The organism is Bacillus sp. LL01, from assembly GCF_001037965.1.
In genome coordinates this window covers 582,756-599,884 of record NZ_LFEL01000001.1, presented here as the reverse complement: position 1 = coordinate 599,884, position 17,129 = coordinate 582,756, and the positions used below count along the sequence as shown (strand labels likewise).

Here is a 17,129-nt window from a genome sequence, read left to right as displayed (position 1 = left end):
GGGAGAAAGAGAAGCAGGTGTGACTCTAGTGAGAGTGCACCTGCTTGTTTTTATGGACTGTTGCCAATATATAGGAGATAATGATTAGTATATGGTATTTGTTGGAGATGGAGGAATAACTATGAAAAAGCACGTCATCATTAAAGTACTTACTTTTATTAGTTCTATATTAATTTTATACCTATTATTTTGGCCTGTTTCGATTGACCCTGTTGCATGGGAATCTCCAAACACCAAGGGATACATCGGTGCTTTTGAGAAAAATAATAGATTAAGTGAGATGGAATTCCTTTCGATTGGAGAATATGCAGAGCCGGAGCATATCGTTTATCGTGAAGGCTGGTTGTACGCAGCCACAAAAACTGGTGCTATCATTCGTGTACGAGAGGATGGTACAGGGTTACAGGAAATCGCAAATACGAAAGGTAGACCCTTAGGCTTTGACTTTGATAACGAAGGATCAATTATAGTGGCTGACCCACTGTATGGTAATCATGGCGGGTTACTTAAAATAAGCGATTATGAACAAGGTGAAGGTGACATTGAACTTTTGACAGACACTGCTGAAGAAAAACCCGTAAACTTTATTGACGCTGTGGTTATTTCTAATAGTGGAACCATTTATATTACTGATGCTTCTAGAAGAACAAAAGCGAAAGAAATCGGTGATGTTGGACGTGCTGGAGAAATAGATATTCTCGAGAATAGGAGCACAGGAAGAGTATTAGAGTATAATCCGTCTACGAAAAAAACTAGAGTTCTGATGAAAGATATTAGCTTTGCAAACGGAATCGGATTAAGTACAAATGAAAAATATCTCTTTATAAATGAAACGGGAAGATACCGTGTGTGGAAATTAAATCTCGAATTAGTTCAGGTGGTAAGTACAAAGGAAGAAAGTGAATTTTCAGAAGTTCTAATAGATAATCTACCTGGATTGCCGGACAATATGATGCGTGGAGAGGACGGGAGAATCTGGATTGGATTAATCATGCCGAGAAATGATTTTTTGGAATTCAGTTCTGATAAACCGATACTAAGGAAAATGGCAATGCGTCTTCCAGCTAAATTGTTGCCAAAAGGGTCTGGATACTCACACGTTATCTCAATCAATGAATCAGGCGAGGTAATAGAAGATATGCAAAGTAATTCCATACCATTTACTTCTATAACAGGAGTAACCGAAACGGATGACAGCCTTTATTTTCACCATCTTAACGAAATGAATTCTATCGGAGTAGTGAAGAAAGACGATGTAGGCTTATAGAAGAATGGAGCTAGACATGTATTAATATTCTAAATAGCTTAAGGGCTGCTGCGTCGTTTCTGAAAAATCGTTTGGCATGAACTCATATGATTTTGGCACGAACTTGGCCAGTTTTGGCACGAACTCGGGCCATTTTGGCATCAACTCCGCTCCGTTTGGCACGAACTTTACGAAATACCTGATTTTTTCTTACATAGAGTCCATTAATCCTCTCCCTGAACAAGATAGGCGTTCACCTATCCCGGCATACCCCCATAAGATATCAAAAACTAATGGGGGGACCTTAAATATGTTCGGAAGAGTAGTCAAGCCGCGTCTATTTCCTGCTTCAGTCAAAACAATTAAAGGAACAAAGTGGGGATATATTGATGAGAAAGGGAAGTTTGTACTGAAGCCAACCTATGAGAATGGCGGGGAATTCCAGCAGAATGGATTGGCAATCGTCAGCAAAGGCGGTGGTACAGGGGTTATCACACATACTGGGAAATTCGTTATTAAACCTATTTACAGTTCCATTTTTCCATTTACGGAAGGTCGGGCCATTGCCATGCTGAAAGAGGGCGGATCAGTCGTAGTAAATGAAAAAGGGAAAATATTATCCGATAGATCGTATCCATTTATCAGTCCCTATCAAGGAGGGCGAGCGGTTTATCAGGAAACCAAAAATGGCGGAACCACACTTTATGGATATTTAGATCTGAATGGGAAAGTTGCCATTTCTGCACAATACCAATATGCCTTTGATATGAAGGATGGCAAAGCGCTTGTTCAGGTTAACGATGGGTTATATGCCTTATTGGACTCCACAGGAACTAAACTGCAAACTTTTCCTTATGAACAGATGAACGGATTGAGTGAAGGTTTGATTTCTTTTAAGAAGACCTACCAGGATAAAGCCGGTTATGTGGATGAGACTGGGAAAGTGGTTATTGAACCTCAATTCGGAATGTCTTTACCTTTTCAAGACGGGAGGGCAGTTGTGAATGCTTCCACTGACTATAAAAATCAATATGGATTAATTGATAAGGCTGGAAAATATATCATCCCTCCAAGATATAATGATATTAATCAGCTTGGAGGGAACAGGGCTGCTATCGGCAAAGCGATAAACCCCGAAGAACCTTTTGTCGGCTCAATTTATGCTATAGGAGATACTTTAAATGGGCAGATAATGACTGATTTTGTTTACGATACCGTCAACAATTATAAAGGAAAATACAGCTCTGTAACACAAGGAATTAAAAGCTTTTTTATCAATAATAGCGGGAGAACGGCGAAAGAGCTTCCTGTTATAGATGGGATCGGAACATTATCCATTGAAGGGCAATTAGTTAAAGCGTTTGTTGATCAGAGATTATCCTATTATGATAAGAGCGGTAACCTTGTTTATGCTCAAAATTCTGTCATACCGGTAAATAGAAGTGTTGCCATACGCGAAGAAAAGTACCGTCCAAACAAGGATTATTTGGTGTATTTCCCTCAACTTCAAGGGATGAAAAACAAAGAGGCGGAGAAAAAAGTGAACGAGACTTTACGTACGCAATCACAAATTATCCCCATTCCACCAGAAAAACAACTGGACTACAATTATACTGGCGATTTTTCTGTTCAATATTTTAAAAAAGATCTATTAATTCTGGAGCTTGACGGCTACAATTATCCATTTGGCGCAGCTCATGGAATGCCGACCAGAATCATGGTCCCAATCGATATCAGCTCAGGAAAAATATACGAATTGAAAAACCTATTCAAATCAAACAGTGATTATGTAAAAGTCCTAAGTGATATCGTAAAGAAGCAGATACAGGAACAGCCTGATAATTATTTTCCCGATGCGTTTAAAGGAATTCAACCAGACCAGCCATTCTATGTATCCAGTGATTCCTTGTTCCTTTACTTTACACCGTATGAAATTGCCCCGTATGCAGCAGGATTCCCGACTTTTGAAATTCCGTTCAAACAAATCAATAGCATCATTGATAAAAAAGGAGCGTTCTGGCGTTCCTTTCACTAAGCTTCTTTAAGTTATGCTTACAAGAAAAAAGGTAGCTTCTCATGGAAGTCTACCTTTAATTTAGTCTTTTCTATGTAGGTATTTTTAAGGTAAAGCAAGTTCCATTACCTTTTTTACTCTTGACGGAAATACTGCCTTTTACTTTATTGATTGTACTGTACACCATCAGAATTCCAAGACCGGTTCCTTCTTCTTTTGTAGAAAAATACGGCTTGCCAAGGCGATTCATTTCCTCAGTAGTCATTCCAACTCCCGTATCCTTAATTATGATCAAAATATTTTTCTTTTCCTCCAATATATCGATGGTTAATGTGCCACCAGTAGGTTTCATCGCTTCAATACTGTTTTTAAATAGGTTGATGAAACATTGCTGCATTTGATTGCGGTCATATGTCATTTTCAGTGAGTTATGAAAGGAATAGCGAACCTCTACCTGGTGCATGGCGGCATAAGGGATGATAAGATTTTTGGTGTATTCAGCCTCCTCTTCCAAATTGGAAAATACCATATTTTCAGACTGGGGCTTGGCAAAAGATAAATAGTCACTTACTATCTTTTCCGCTCGTTTCAACTCTTGCAGGGAAAGGTCTAAATATCTCTTTTCTTCTGATCCGATCGTATCTGATTTCCCCAGTAACTGAAGAAAACCGCTTGTAACTGTTAATGGGTTCCTAATTTCATGCGAGACACTAGCAGACAGTTCACTTACCACATTTAACCGTTCAGCATTGATATAGCGTTCGCGATTTCGTATATTTATAATTATTCGTTCTATTAAAATAATCATAATTGCCATCACAGCTGCATGAGTGGTAACTGCGTATATACTCAGCAGGAAAAACTCGCTGTTCAGCTTATCAAAATAAAGACTTAGGAGAAAAAGATAGATACCCATAAACAACGTCGTTATTCCAGCAGCAAATAGCAATCTATTTTTCGGTTTTAACTGTAAGAACCATCTACTAAGCAAGGGCACTAATAGAAAGATGACAGTAGAAGTGACAAAGGAATTGACAGTTCCTTCTCCACCGATGTAAAAACGATATAAATTCAGTACGATGTAAAGCGGGAATACGTATTTATATCCAGAATATAAAGCAATGATAAAAAAAGGAATATATCGTAAATCGAAAATAAAACCGAGTTGTAAATGAATAGGTTGTGACATACATAGCACCATGGTAATTGTGGCAAATAAACTGAAAACCCATTTATTAAGAGAGTGTGGCTTATTTTCAAAGAATACTAGGTAGGTGATAATAGGCAATAATAAAAACAGGAAATTTAATAAAAGTGTTTCAATCAAGAGGTTAAACGTCCCTTCTTTTGCAACTTGCACTCCCAATAATAATATCAGAAACAGGAACCGATTTGGTGCTAAAAATAGTCATTGTATGCAGAAGTTATAATAATCATGATATATACATAAAAGTTATTTCTATTTATTGGTAAAAGGGTAGAGGATCCTCTTGTCGTCTGTTTCGATGTCAAAGGAGAATAAATTTGTCTATCTAGAAAAAGTAGGGAGTTAAAAACGAATGGGCTGGTGGAATGGAAGTTTCTATCAGTCTATTTTTCATTGCACATTTCTAACTCGTATTTTTACTCCACATCCACAAAGAATGGAGTGCTTCAACTTTTTTGCGGGCTTTTCACATGTTTTACATATCGTTGTATTCATGGTTTTTTACCTCCATTTATAAGATTTTTAGTAGACACCGAAGCTGGTGCCTACTTTGACAGAAGTGAGAATAAATAAAATAGTAATGTTTGTTTTTAGAACTAGCGTACTTCTTGTGGAATTGTTAAACCTAGCCCCTCTGCAACCCGTGTTCCGTATTCCGGATCCGCTTTGTAAAAATGACCGATTTGGCGAAGCTTGATTTCGTCACTTTCCACCGGAGTCATTGCCCCTACAATATTTCTAATTAAGCGGGAACGCTCCTCCACACTTAGAAGGCGGTATAAGTCTCCAGCTTGAGAATAGTGATCATGGTGGTCATAGCCAACACTGTCTACCTCTCCTGAGACAGTATATGCAGCCTGCTTGTTTTCTGAAGTTTCCGTCGGACCATTAAAGCTGTTTGGCTCATAATAAACAGAACCTCCGCCGTTACTGTCAAATCTCATCTGCCCATCGCGTTGATAGTTATGGACTTCATTTCGAGCACGGTTAATTGGAAGAGCCTGGTGATTGGCACCTACACGATAGCGGTGTGCGTCATGATAGGCAAACAAACGGCCCTGCAGCATTTTGTCAGGAGACACATCGATTCCTGGCACAAGTGTTCCAGGAGAGAAGGTTGCCTGTTCTACTTCCGCAAAATAATTCTTCGGATTACGATCTAGCACCATACGTCCTACTTCTATTAACGGATAATCCTTTTGTGACCAAACCTTTGTCACATCAAAAGGATCGAAGCGATAAGAATTTGCATCTTCTAAAGGCATGATCTGTACATATACCTTCCATTCAGGTAAATCGCCGATTTCGATTGCGTTGAATAGATCTTGAGTATGGTGATCAGGATTTTCTCCAGCAATCACTGTGCCAACTTCTTGTGTCAGGTTTTTAATTCCTTGTTCTGTTTTAAAGTGGTACTTGATCCAGACACCGTCTCCATCTTCGTTAACCCATTTGAACGTGTGGCTTCCAAAGCCATGCATATGGCGGTAGGTAGCAGGAATTCCGCGATCAGACATCAAAATAGTCACCTGATGAAGGGATTCAGGTGAGAAGGACCAGAAATCCCAAACAGCATTTGGATTTTTTAGATGTGTTTGTGGATGACGCTTTTGAGTATGGATAAAGTCAGGGAATTTGATGGCATCTCTGATGAAGAAAACAGGTGTATTATTCCCGACAAGATCATAGTTGCCATCTTCGGTATAGAGTTTAACGGCAAATCCACGAGGATCGCGAACAGAGTCGGCTGACCCGTTTTCACCAGCTACAGTGGAAAAGCGAACGAAAAGTGGTGTGCGCTTACCGACTTCTGATAAGAATTTTGCCTTTGTATATTTAGTGACATCATTTGTCACTTCAAAATATCCATGTGCACCTGCACCTTTGGCGTGTACGACACGCTCCGGCACACGTTCACGATTGAAATGAGCCAGTTTCTCAAGTAGGTGGACATCCTGAATGAGAGTAGGTCCCCTAGACCCAGCAGTAATGGAGTTTTGGTTATCTCCAACGGGAGCTCCCCAACTAGTTGTCAAACTTTTATCGTTTGTATTCATTTTCATCACTCCAAATAGTAGATTAATAATACACTTTCGATGATAACAGTTATCAGAGAAAAATCAATACTTTTTTATAATAATTATAAAGTAATACTAGTTATTAATTGAATGCTTATGAAAAGAAGTATTAAACAGATGATTTATGACGACGGGAATTTTTGCTATACTACTAGAAAAAGTGTTTGTAGGAGTTGTATGTGATGAAGAAAAAACAGAAGAAAAATACCGGCCAAGTAACAAGTAAAAAGGAAGATAAAATATCATTGAAAGACCAGTTGGAAGGCGATGTATTTTCCAGATTGAAATCCATGAAAGAACAGCTTGTCCAAACAGAACAGAAGCAAAAAGAAGAACAGGCAGCAAGAATGAAGGAGGAAAAGCGATTAAAGGAGAAAAATAAATCTTTTGAAGAACTTTTTGAAGAGAGCAACCAGAATTGGAAAGAATTCAAGTAGAACGACAAGAAAAAAAAGAGAGATAATGTCATCATTATCTCTCTTTTTGAATGTCTCTTTTCTTAAAGATTGTTGCTATTCACTAGTAAAAAGTCGGCTATTGGACTTTTTATGGCTTATCTACTCTAAAATAGGCATGTAGTTTACTTTGGATAACAGAGAAAAGAGCACGACAGTAAGGAATACTACGGTTGGTTGATAAATACGAAAAAGCAACAAAGTTAACGAAAACAGCCTTTTGAATTCATTTTTTTTGGGGTGAAGCGGGTTACTTTAAAGTGTGCCACAATAAGAGCAGCATCCCTCCACGGGACACTGCTTGGAAAGACCCGTTTTGTGTTAATCACGGTTTGTATTATATATGGACTGCTTTACAAGCTCTTTAATAGCTGAGCACTCTTCCTCTGAAAGAGTCGGTTGTTGCATGGCACTTACATTGGCTTCCAATTGCCCGAGGGAGCTTGCTCCAGGTATGACAGCTGCAACCGCTGGATGTGCCAGACAGTAATGAAGGGCCGTTGCTTGAAGAGGTTTCTCGCCAGACACCTGAGTGAGCTTTGGCAAAAGTTCTGCCAGTTCGTCATTACTATATTCCAGATAACTTTTCCCGTTGAATTTTTCTTGAAGCTTTTCAATTCCTCTTTCGGACAGTAAACCTTTTGCCAGAGGACCACGAGAGATTACGCTGATGTTGTTCTCATGCAGGTAATGCATCCACTCTTCGGGTCGTGTATCTAGCATGCTGTATTGCATCATGACCGATACAATGGAAGAATTTTCAACGAACCGTTTTATTACATTCGGTCTGATGGAGGAAATGCCATATTCGCGTATATACCCACCTTTTTTCAATTCCTCCAATGCTTCAATTGTCTCTTCTGTCGAGTCATCTATCGTCCCTCCGTGAAGCTGGTAAAGGTCGATGTAGTCGGTTTGAAGTCTTTGTAAACTGTCCTTTACCGCAGAAAGGATATGCTTTTTGGAAGGATCCCACTCCCAGTCTTCTTTACCGGGTGTCCATCTGTTACCCACTTTTGTGGCAAGAATGACTTTATCCCTCTGGCCTTTTAAAGCCTTCCCCACTATTTCTTCATTTCTCCCAAAATCGTAGAGGTCAGCAGTATCAAGATAATTAATCCCAAGATCTAGGGCTCTTTTTACAATATCTGTAGCTTTCTTTTCTTCCGTTCCAAGTGACATACAGCCAAGCCCCATCTGGCTGACATATAAATCTGAATTTCCAAGTTGATTATTAGGTATCACAAATAGCCCTCCTTTTTGGCTATTCTACCGAAAAGGAGGGCCTTACTACAAATGAATACCCTTATTTATCTTTTAAAGCATTGATCCAGGTTGTCACATAGACATGATGAAGGGCGTATTCTTTCAGTTTGCTCCTGATTTCCCAAGCTTTTCCCACCATTACAATATTGTTTGGCCGGACATAAACCTTCATATTAATTCCTCCCATCTCTTATATGGTAGAATGTATGAAGAACTGGAAGACAACAGAACAAGGAGTGGTCACGATGGATCATTTAAAAGAGAAAACTATACATAGTGAAAAGCTATTCTCAGGAAGAATCATTGATTTGCATTTGGAGGAAGTGGAGCTTCCAAACGGTAAAACAAGCAAAAGGGAAATCATTAAACACCCTGGAGCAGTGGCTGTTATTGCTGTAACAGATGAAAATAAAATAGTTATGGTCCGCCAATACCGCAAAGCGATGGAGCGGGCATTGGTCGAAATCCCAGCTGGTAAGCTTGAAAAGGGAGAAGAGCCGATTGTAACAGCAAAAAGAGAACTTCAAGAGGAGACCGGTTACACTTGTGACGACCTAGAGCCGTTAATTTCTTTTTATACTTCCCCAGGCTTTGCGGATGAGTTGGTACATATGTTCATTGCGAAGGGGTTACGGAAAGATACAGAAGAACACCATTTAGATGAAGATGAGTTTGTGGACCTGATGGAAGTTTCGTTGGAAGAGGCACAGACCCTGATTGAAAACAAGGAAATCTATGATGCAAAAACGGCTTATGCGGTGCAGTATTTGCAATTGCAAACTTTGCTGCGAAAGTAGGGATAAATGATGCAGGATTATTTTGTTGACTTACATATACATTTAGGCCGAACTGCCAGTGGCAAGCCTGTCAAAATCACAGCCTCCAATAAGTTGACATTGGAGGCTGTTTTGGAAGAGGCGCAGTATCGGAAGGGATTGGACATGGTCGGTGTGATTGATTGTCAGGTGCCGGAAGTTTTGGTTGGATTAAGAAATGGACTTGCTTCGGGGAAGCTTACGGAGTTGACTGATGGCGGGGTTCGTTTTGGTGATATCACACTTATTCTTGGTGCCGAGATTGAAATTCATGATGAAAACTGCCAGGGGCTGATCCATGCACTCTGTTATATGAAGACAGTTGAAAAAATGGTGGAGTTTTCAAACTGGCTGAGTGAGCGCATGAAAAATGTGACGTTATCCACTCAGCGTGTCTATGAGAATGCCGTTGAGATACAGCGTAAGGTTAATAGTTTAGGTGGGCTATTTATACCCGCCCATATTTTCACCCCATTTAAGAGCTTGTATGGCAAGGGCGTTAGATGGAGTTTAACTGAGGTGTTCAAGCCGGAGTTGATCGATGCTGTCGAGCTTGGTTTAAGTTCGGATACTTCTATGGCCAGGAGCCTGAGTGAGCTGGGTCGATATGCTTTCCTATCCAATTCGGATGCGCATTCGGTCGGCAAAATAGCTAGGGAGTACCAGAAAGTTAGAATGAAGGAGGCAAGTTTTGAGGAGCTACGCCTTGCTTTAAAAGAAGCAGACGGTCGGAGAGTGATTGCAAACTACGGTTTGAGTCCGAAGCTAGGGAAGTATTATACGACAGTTTGTGAGAAATGTTTTTCTCAGCGTATGATATTGGCGGATGCTTGTCCTGTTTGTGGACATAGCAAGTTTGTAAAAGGGGTTTCCGATCGAATTACGGAGATGGCTGATTGTTCGGAAGCAGGAAGGAGTCGCCCGCCTTATATACACCAGGTGCCTTTGGATTTCGTACCAGGTGTGGGTCCGAAAACCTTAGTAAAGTTAAGGGGAGTTTTTGGCACGGAGATGGGAATATTGCATGAGGCAAGTTACGAGGAGTTGGTGGCAGTCGTCGGTGAGAAGGTCGCGTCCCTGATTGTGGCTGCTAGGAACGGGCAGTTGGTATTTAAAGCTGGCGGGGGAGGTAGGTTTGGCAGGGTTAGTGAGGAGTGATGGTGGAGCCAGTCATGGTAGAGGCCAAATGATGCCCCATTAGTCAGGTGTTTACTCCCCCCACATAAGAACCATAAAAATTTCCCCAACACTCCAGTCATACTTCCTCACCTCTATCATACAATCTATTAAGAGAGTGATAGGAGGAAGAGGAATGAAAAAACAGTCGCGGTTTACTATTTTACTAGGGCATTTAAAAGAACACTCCTCCCTATATCTATTTATAGTCGTACTTTTTTTTATGGGAGTGATATTCGGGGCCATTGTGGTCAATAGCATGAACTTCTCACAGAAGCAGGATTTATTTGTCTATTTAAGCCGATTCTTTGGTCAAGTGGAAGAAGGGCAGTTTGCGAATTCTAAGGATATTTTCTTTCAGAGCTACTTTCATAATATTAAGTATGTCCTGTTGATGTGGGTGCTTGGGATTTCCATTATCGGACTTCCGGTCATTTTGATACTGCTTTTCCTGAAAGGAGTTGTGGTAGGATTCACGGTTGGTTTCCTAGTGAACCAGCTTAGCTGGAAAGGGTTCTTGCTATCTTTTGTGGCAATTCTTCCGCAAAACATGATTGCCATTCCGGCTTATATAATTATTGGGACGTTGTCCGTGGCATTTTCCTTGAAAATGATTAGGCAACAATTTGTGAAAAGAATCCAGGAGCCTTTTTTTCAGCAATTTATGAGATATAGCATGGCAATGGGGTTCATATGTTTATTGCTTGTAGCAGCCTCACTTATTGAAGCGATGATTTCTCCTATTTTTATGAAATCGGTCATATCTATTTTAGATTAGAGATTATAAAATATTAAAACTTATATAATAATCATTATTTCTCCTTGTTTATAATCATTATTTTTTCTTTGACAGTTACCCTCCCTTTCGATAAAATAAAAAGGTATAGCGAGGGAGGGAACAAAACATGGAAAATAGGATAGATCGCATTAAAAAGCTACTGCATTCCGCAAGCTATAAGCTGACTCCTCAGAGGGAATCAACAGTCCGTGTATTGCTCGAACATGAAGAGGATCATTTGAGTGCGGAAGATGTCTACCTCCTCGTAAAAGAAAAGTCACCTGAGATCGGACTAGCTACGGTTTACCGTACATTAGAACTACTAACTGAACTTAAAATTGTCGATAAAATAAATTTTGGCGATGGAGTATCCCGATATGACCTGCGTCAAGAGGGAGCCAAGCATTTTCATCATCACTTGGTTTGTATCGAGTGTGGAGCGGTAGATGAAATTCAGGATGATTTGTTGGAAGATGTAGAGGCTATTGTTGAACGTGATTGGAACTTCAAGATTAAGGATCATCGATTGACTTTTCACGGCATTTGTCATCGATGTCAAGATCCGGATAACCCAACAGAAGAAGAAAATACATAAACCTTTTCCTACCATAATGGGAAAGGTTTTTTATTTTGAGTAAATCACTGGGTTTAAGGTATAAATCTTCATTATTTTGTCATACCTTCTAATAAGACAAGTTTATGGGAAAACTTGCCCAACTGGAGGTCGACTTTCATGAAGAATATTATAGATTCATGCTATAATACATTTAAAGTATTCATTTTATTTACCGGCTGCACGGTTTTATTCTACTATGGAATTATGTGGATCAATCAAGAGTATCAGAATTATCACCGCTATGATGAGCCGGAAGGTGCTGCGGTGAAAGTGACAAAAATGGTGGAGGAAAGGGACGAGGGCTGGTTGCAGCGCTTAGTGTTCTTCTATCATTACGGGGAGTAGAGAGCTTTGCAGAATCAATTAAAGGATTTTATTCATTTCTTGGTAGTGGAAAAGGGACTGGCAACAAATACCGTGGTATCTTATGAGCGAGATTTGAAATCCTATCTTCTCTATTTAAATAAGGTAGAGGAAGTATCATCCTTGGATGAAGTAAACCGTGCCACCATTATTCAGTTTTTGAAGTTTCTTACAGAAAAAGGCAAGTCGTCAAAAACGATTGCCAGACATATTGCTTCTATTCGTTCATTTCATCAGTTTTTACTCCGGGAAAAAGTCACATCACAGGATCCAACCGTACATATTGACCGCCCAAAACAGGAGCAAAAACTACCCCATGTAATGTCCGTGGAAGAGGTACAGGCCTTACTGGAAGCCCCTGATAACTCCAAGGTGTTTGGAATTCGTGATAAAGCGATGATGGAACTTCTGTATGCAACAGGGATACGTGTATCGGAACTTACTTCCCTCAATCTCAGCGATGTTCATTTGACGATGGGTTTTGTTCGATGTATTGGAAAAGGAAATAAAGAGCGAATCATTCCATTAGGAAAGATGGCCCAAACAGCGATAACCAATTATATAGAAGAAAGCCGGAGTCAATTGACCAAAAAGAAAACCACAGATGCTTTATTCGTTAACCTCCATGGAAATCGACTGACTCGGCAAGGGTTTTGGAAAATATTGAAGAAACTGACGAAAGAGGCGGGGATTGAAAAGGAACTGACTCCTCACACATTAAGGCATTCGTTTGCAACGCATCTACTGGAAAATGGAGCAGATCTTCGGGCTGTCCAAGAAATGCTGGGACATGCCGATATCTCCACTACCCAAATATACACCCATGTAACAAAAACCCGCATGAAGGATGTTTATTCTATGTTCCACCCAAGAGCATAGCTGTAATATGCCTGCTAATGGGAGATTCCAGGTGAGAGTGGAGGAACAGGGAGGAGACTGTTCAAACAATCTGAACAGTCTTTTTTATTTATTTTAATTGCAAGTTTGAAAGCGCTTGTTTATACTAGAATTAGAGGTCAGACTTCTGACAAGTGGAAGTCTGTACATGTATGACTATCCTTTCTGAAAAAGGGGAAAATACAAGAGGTAAAATTAGATCGAAAGTTTGCAGGAGGTTATGATATGAGTTCTTATACATATAAAAGAGTTTTTCTTGTAGTAATGGATTCTGTGGGAATTGGAGAGGCTCCAGATGCAGAGCAGTTTGGTGATAAAGGTGCGAACACTATAGGACATATTGCAGAGCACATGAACGGACTGAACATGCCGAATATGGCCAAACTAGGACTTAGCAATATTGAAGAAGTAAAAGGAGTACCTAAAGCTGATAAGCCACTTGCTTATTTTACTAAGATGGAAGAAGCATCAAGCGGAAAGGATACCATGACTGGACACTGGGAAATCATGGGCTTGCGAATTGATACTCCATTTCGTGTATTCCCCGACGGATTCCCAGACGAACTTCTTCAGGAACTGGAAAAGCGCACCGGTCGCAAAATCATTGGTAACATTCCTGCCAGTGGTACGGAAATACTTGATCAGCTAGGTCAGGATCATGTTGATTCAGGGGCATTGATTGTCTATACATCTGCAGATTCTGTGCTTCAGATTGCTGCACATGAAGGCGTAGTTCCAATCGAAGAACTATATGATATCTGCAAGATAGCCCGTGAATTGACACTGGATGAGAAATATATGGTTGGCCGCATTATAGCGCGCCCATTCATCGGGGAACCGGGCAATTGGAAGCGTACTTCCAACCGTCACGACTATGCCCTGAAGCCATTCGAGCGTACGGTCATGAATGAGCTGAAGGATAGCGGCTATGATGTCATTTCCATCGGAAAGATTTCCGATATCTATGACGGGGAAGGTGTAACACAGTCTCTTCGTACCGTTTCGAATATGGACGGCATGGATAAGTTGGTGGAAACGACAGCTATGGATTTCACAGGTATCAGCTTTTTGAATCTGGTTGATTTTGATGCTGTTTTTGGACATAGAAGGGACCCTGAAGGTTACGGAAAAGCATTGGAAGAATATGATGCACGTCTACCTGAAGTGTTTGCAAACCTTCAAGAGCAGGATCTTTTGATCATTACTGCTGACCACGGAAACGACCCAACAGCACCTGGAACGGATCACACACGTGAATATGTACCTTTATTGGTATATTCACCGCAGCAAAAAGAAGGAAAACAGTTGGATATCCGTAAAACATTTGCTGATATCGGAGCAACCATTGCGGACAACTTCAATACAAGAATGCCTAAGCACGGAAAAAGCTTTTTACAAGATTTGAACTAGGGGGAACTTAAAAATGAATTTAGATGCTATCAAAAAATCTGCTGACTATATTAATGCTAAATTAACAGCTACACCTGAGATCGGTCTTATTTTAGGATCAGGACTAGGTGTCCTAGCTGAAGAGATCCAGAATCCTACGGTTATTCCTTACACGGAGATTCCTGAATTCCCGGTTTCTACAGTGGAAGGGCATGCAGGACAGCTGGTAATCGGACAATTGGAAGGAAAAACAGTTATCGCGATGCAAGGGCGCTTCCATTTCTACGAAGGTTATGCAATGGATAAAGTTACATTCCCTGTGCGTGTTATGAAGTACTTGGGAGTTGAGAAATTAATCGTTACCAATGCTGCTGGTGGTGTGAATGAAAGCTTTGAAGCGGGAGACTTGATGATCCTTACCGACCATATCAACAACATGGGAACTAATCCGTTAATCGGACCAAACAACAATGAGCTTGGAGCACGTTTCCCTGATATGTCTGAGCCATATTGCAAAGAGCTGCGTAAATTGGCAAAAGACGTTGCAGCAGAAATTGGTCTTAAAGTCCAAGAAGGAGTCTATGTTGGAAATACAGGACCTTCCTATGAGACACCTGCTGAAGTAAGAATGCTACGTACACTAGGCGGAGACGCGGTTGGTATGTCCACTGTACCAGAAGTTATCATTGCTCGTCATAGCGGCATGAAAGTACTTGGAATTTCTTGCATCTCCAACATGGCAGCAGGAATCCTTGACCAACCGTTAACACATGATGAAGTAATGGAAACAACAGAAATGGTAAAAGCTAATTTCCTTCAATTCGTAAAATCAATTGTTAAAGGCATGTGAATTAGTTTTTGCTCTTGATAATTACACGGTTAATAAAGGATATTTCAGCTGTTGATTGTAGCACAGGGCGAAGACTCCGGCGGGAGGTAGCGGTAGACTTGAGACCCCTGAAGCGTTGTGAGGAGGCTCAAGCACCGCCCCGCGGAAAGCGAAGCCCAGTGCGGAAATCAACAGCGGCGTTATATATAGACTATTTTATAGAAAATAAGAGGTGTTTCGGGATGAGAATGGTAGACCTTATTCAAAAGAAGCGTGACGGAAAAGAATTATCAACAGAAGAAATCCAATTCGTGGTTAATGGATTCACAGACGAATCCATTCCTGACTATCAAATGAGCGCATTTTCCATGGCGATTTTCTTCCAAGGAATGAGTGACCAGGAACGTGCTGACCTCACGATGGCTATGGTAAACTCCGGAGACACAATTGACCTATCTGCAATCGAAGGAATCAAGGTTGATAAGCACAGTACAGGTGGGGTTGGCGATACAACAACATTAGTACTTGCTCCCCTTGTAGCGGCTGTTGGAGTACCGGTTGCTAAAATGAGCGGACGCGGCCTTGGTCACACTGGCGGAACAATCGACAAGCTTGAGTCCGTTCCTGGCTTCCACGTAGAGATCGACAACCAGGAATTTATTGACTACGTAAACAAAAATAAAGTTGCAGTTATCGGGCAGAGTGGTAACCTTACTCCTGCTGACAAAAAGCTTTATGCTTTGCGTGATGTTACAGCAACTGTAAACAGCATCCCCTTGATTGCAAGCTCCATCATGAGTAAAAAGATTGCAGCAGGAGCGGACGCAATTGTACTGGACGTGAAAACTGGTGCCGGTGCATTCATGAAGGACTTGGATGAAGCGAAAAAGCTAGCAAAAGCGATGGTGGACATCGGAAACAACGTTGGACGCAGAACAATGGCTGTCATTTCTGATATGAGCCAACCACTGGGCTTTGCCATCGGAAACGCCTTGGAAATCAAGGAAGCAATCGACACATTGCGTGGTGAAGGGCCAAAAGACTTGGAAGAGCTTTGCCTGGAGCTTGGCAGCTACATGGTACTTTTAGCAGAAAAAGCATCTACATTGGAAGAAGCTCGCGGAATGCTAGAAGAAGTTATCCGATCTGGAGCGGCAATTGAAACGCTGAAGACGTTCTTGGAAGCTCAAGGTGGAGACGCTTCTGTTGTTGATAACCCGGAGAAATTGCCTCAAGCTAAACATGTGGTGGAGCTTGAAGCGAAAGAAGCGGGTGTTGTATCTGAAATCGTTGCGGATTCAGTTGGGACAGCAGCTATGCTTCTTGGTGCAGGTCGCGCGACGAAAGACTCCGTGATTGACCTTGCAGTAGGTATCGTACTTCGCAAGAAGATTGGTGACAAAGTGGAAGCAGGCGAGTCTCTTGCAACTATCCACAGCAACCAAGAAGATCTGACAAAAGTGAAAGAAGCATTATATGAGAGCATCAAAGTGGTAAGTGGAGAGGTGAAAATTCCACCGCTTGTATATGATACGATTTCTGAATAATGATGAATTGACTTGAGAGCAGCCCTGCCGTTTTGGTGGGGCTGTTTTTATTTTTTTAAAAATTAGTTAAACTACGCTGTTGATTTCCGCAAAAGGCTTCGCTTTCCGCGGTGCGACCTTGAGCCTCCTCGCTTCGCTGCCGCTACTCCCCCGCTGGAGTCTTCGCCTTTTGCTCCAATCAACAGCTAAAACTAGTTCGATATCAACCGTTAACTTTATCAGAGGCTTTTTTTAAATGGCTGTTTACGTAAACTTTGTTGCTTTTACGCATTTATCAATCAACCGTTATAATCCTTGCTGTCGTGCTCTTTTCCTGGCTATCTTAATAGACTAACTGCCAATTTTTAGTAGATAAAGTAGTAAAAAGTCCAATTGCCGACTTTTTACAAGCCAATAGCAACAATCTTTGAGAAAAGAGCTTTTTAAATTAATCTACCAATACTTCCAAAACTT

General features: G+C 40.9%; 16 protein-coding genes. 12 read left to right on the top strand and 4 right to left on the bottom strand.

Going from position 1 to position 17,129, the window contains the following annotated elements; all coding sequences use genetic code 11:
* The first annotated feature begins 121 nt into the window (after window positions 1–121).
* Window positions 122–1,267 carry an SMP-30/gluconolactonase/LRE family protein gene (locus AB685_RS02990; RefSeq protein WP_047969713.1) on the top strand — a complete coding sequence of 382 codons (1,146 nt, stop codon included), beginning with the start codon at window positions 122–124 and terminating at the stop codon, window positions 1,265–1,267.
* A gap of 289 nt (window positions 1,268–1,556) precedes the next feature.
* On the top strand, window positions 1,557–3,281 hold the full coding sequence (locus tag AB685_RS02985; protein WP_047969045.1) for a WG repeat-containing protein: 1,725 nt from the start codon (window positions 1,557–1,559) through the stop codon (window positions 3,279–3,281).
* Window positions 3,282–3,351: 70 nt separating this feature from the next.
* Here AB685_RS02985 and AB685_RS02980 read toward each other — a convergent pair whose 3' ends face one another.
* Both AB685_RS02980 and katA read right to left on the bottom strand, forming a co-directional pair.
* Entirely contained in the window at window positions 3,352–4,620 is a 1,269-nt protein-coding gene (locus AB685_RS02980) for an ATP-binding protein (protein ID WP_241773251.1), read from the bottom strand.
* Window positions 4,621–5,063: 443 nt separating this feature from the next.
* Complete coding sequence (gene katA, locus AB685_RS02975) at window positions 5,064–6,524, bottom strand: catalase KatA (RefSeq protein ID WP_047969043.1); 1,461 nt, start codon at window positions 6,522–6,524, stop codon at window positions 5,064–5,066.
* Window positions 6,525–6,727: 203 nt separating this feature from the next.
* Between katA and AB685_RS02970 the strand changes: the two genes are divergently transcribed.
* Window positions 6,728–6,982, top strand: coding sequence for a YqkE family protein (locus tag AB685_RS02970; protein ID WP_047969042.1), 255 nt, complete (start codon window positions 6,728–6,730; stop codon window positions 6,980–6,982).
* A gap of 339 nt (window positions 6,983–7,321) precedes the next feature.
* Here AB685_RS02970 and AB685_RS02965 read toward each other — a convergent pair whose 3' ends face one another.
* Together AB685_RS02965 and mciZ are read right to left on the bottom strand one after the other, a co-directional pair.
* The gene (locus AB685_RS02965) at window positions 7,322–8,242 is read right to left on the bottom strand and encodes an aldo/keto reductase (protein WP_128755806.1); all 921 of its coding nucleotides are present in this window, start codon (window positions 8,240–8,242) and stop codon (window positions 7,322–7,324) included.
* A gap of 64 nt (window positions 8,243–8,306) precedes the next feature.
* Complete coding sequence (gene mciZ, locus AB685_RS02960; protein WP_047969041.1) at window positions 8,307–8,438, bottom strand: Z-ring formation inhibitor MciZ; 132 nt, start codon at window positions 8,436–8,438, stop codon at window positions 8,307–8,309.
* A 73-nt stretch (window positions 8,439–8,511) separates the two neighbouring features.
* On the opposite strand from mciZ, the gene AB685_RS02955 reads away from it, so the two are divergent.
* From AB685_RS02955 to AB685_RS02915, 9 genes are all read left to right on the top strand, one after another.
* Window positions 8,512–9,063, top strand: a complete 552-nt coding sequence (locus AB685_RS02955; RefSeq protein ID WP_047969040.1) for an NUDIX hydrolase — start codon at window positions 8,512–8,514, stop codon at window positions 9,061–9,063.
* 9 nt (window positions 9,064–9,072) lie between these two features.
* Window positions 9,073–10,239, top strand: coding sequence for an endonuclease Q family protein (locus AB685_RS02950; protein WP_047969039.1), 1,167 nt, complete (start codon window positions 9,073–9,075; stop codon window positions 10,237–10,239).
* A 154-nt stretch (window positions 10,240–10,393) separates the two neighbouring features.
* Window positions 10,394–11,035: a stage II sporulation protein M gene (gene spoIIM, locus AB685_RS02945; protein ID WP_047969038.1), complete on the top strand. Its 642-nt coding sequence runs from the start codon at window positions 10,394–10,396 to the stop codon at window positions 11,033–11,035.
* Window positions 11,036–11,162: 127 nt separating this feature from the next.
* Window positions 11,163–11,630 carry a Fur family transcriptional regulator gene (locus AB685_RS02940; protein WP_047969037.1) on the top strand — a complete coding sequence of 156 codons (468 nt, stop codon included), beginning with the start codon at window positions 11,163–11,165 and terminating at the stop codon, window positions 11,628–11,630.
* A 138-nt stretch (window positions 11,631–11,768) separates the two neighbouring features.
* Window positions 11,769–11,996: a YqzK family protein gene (locus tag AB685_RS02935; protein ID WP_010194376.1), complete on the top strand. Its 228-nt coding sequence runs from the start codon at window positions 11,769–11,771 to the stop codon at window positions 11,994–11,996.
* A gap of 6 nt (window positions 11,997–12,002) precedes the next feature.
* Window positions 12,003–12,893, top strand: a complete 891-nt coding sequence (gene xerD / locus AB685_RS02930; RefSeq protein WP_047969036.1) for a site-specific tyrosine recombinase XerD — start codon at window positions 12,003–12,005, stop codon at window positions 12,891–12,893.
* A 243-nt stretch (window positions 12,894–13,136) separates the two neighbouring features.
* Window positions 13,137–14,321, top strand: a complete 1,185-nt coding sequence (deoB, locus tag AB685_RS02925) for a phosphopentomutase (protein WP_047969035.1) — start codon at window positions 13,137–13,139, stop codon at window positions 14,319–14,321.
* A gap of 13 nt (window positions 14,322–14,334) precedes the next feature.
* Complete coding sequence (locus AB685_RS02920; RefSeq protein ID WP_047969034.1) at window positions 14,335–15,150, top strand: purine-nucleoside phosphorylase; 816 nt, start codon at window positions 14,335–14,337, stop codon at window positions 15,148–15,150.
* Window positions 15,151–15,371: 221 nt separating this feature from the next.
* Window positions 15,372–16,676 (top strand): pyrimidine-nucleoside phosphorylase, encoded by a 1,305-nt coding sequence (locus AB685_RS02915; protein ID WP_157860690.1) that lies wholly within the window; start codon window positions 15,372–15,374, stop codon window positions 16,674–16,676.
* The last annotated feature ends 453 nt before the right edge of the window (window positions 16,677–17,129 follow it).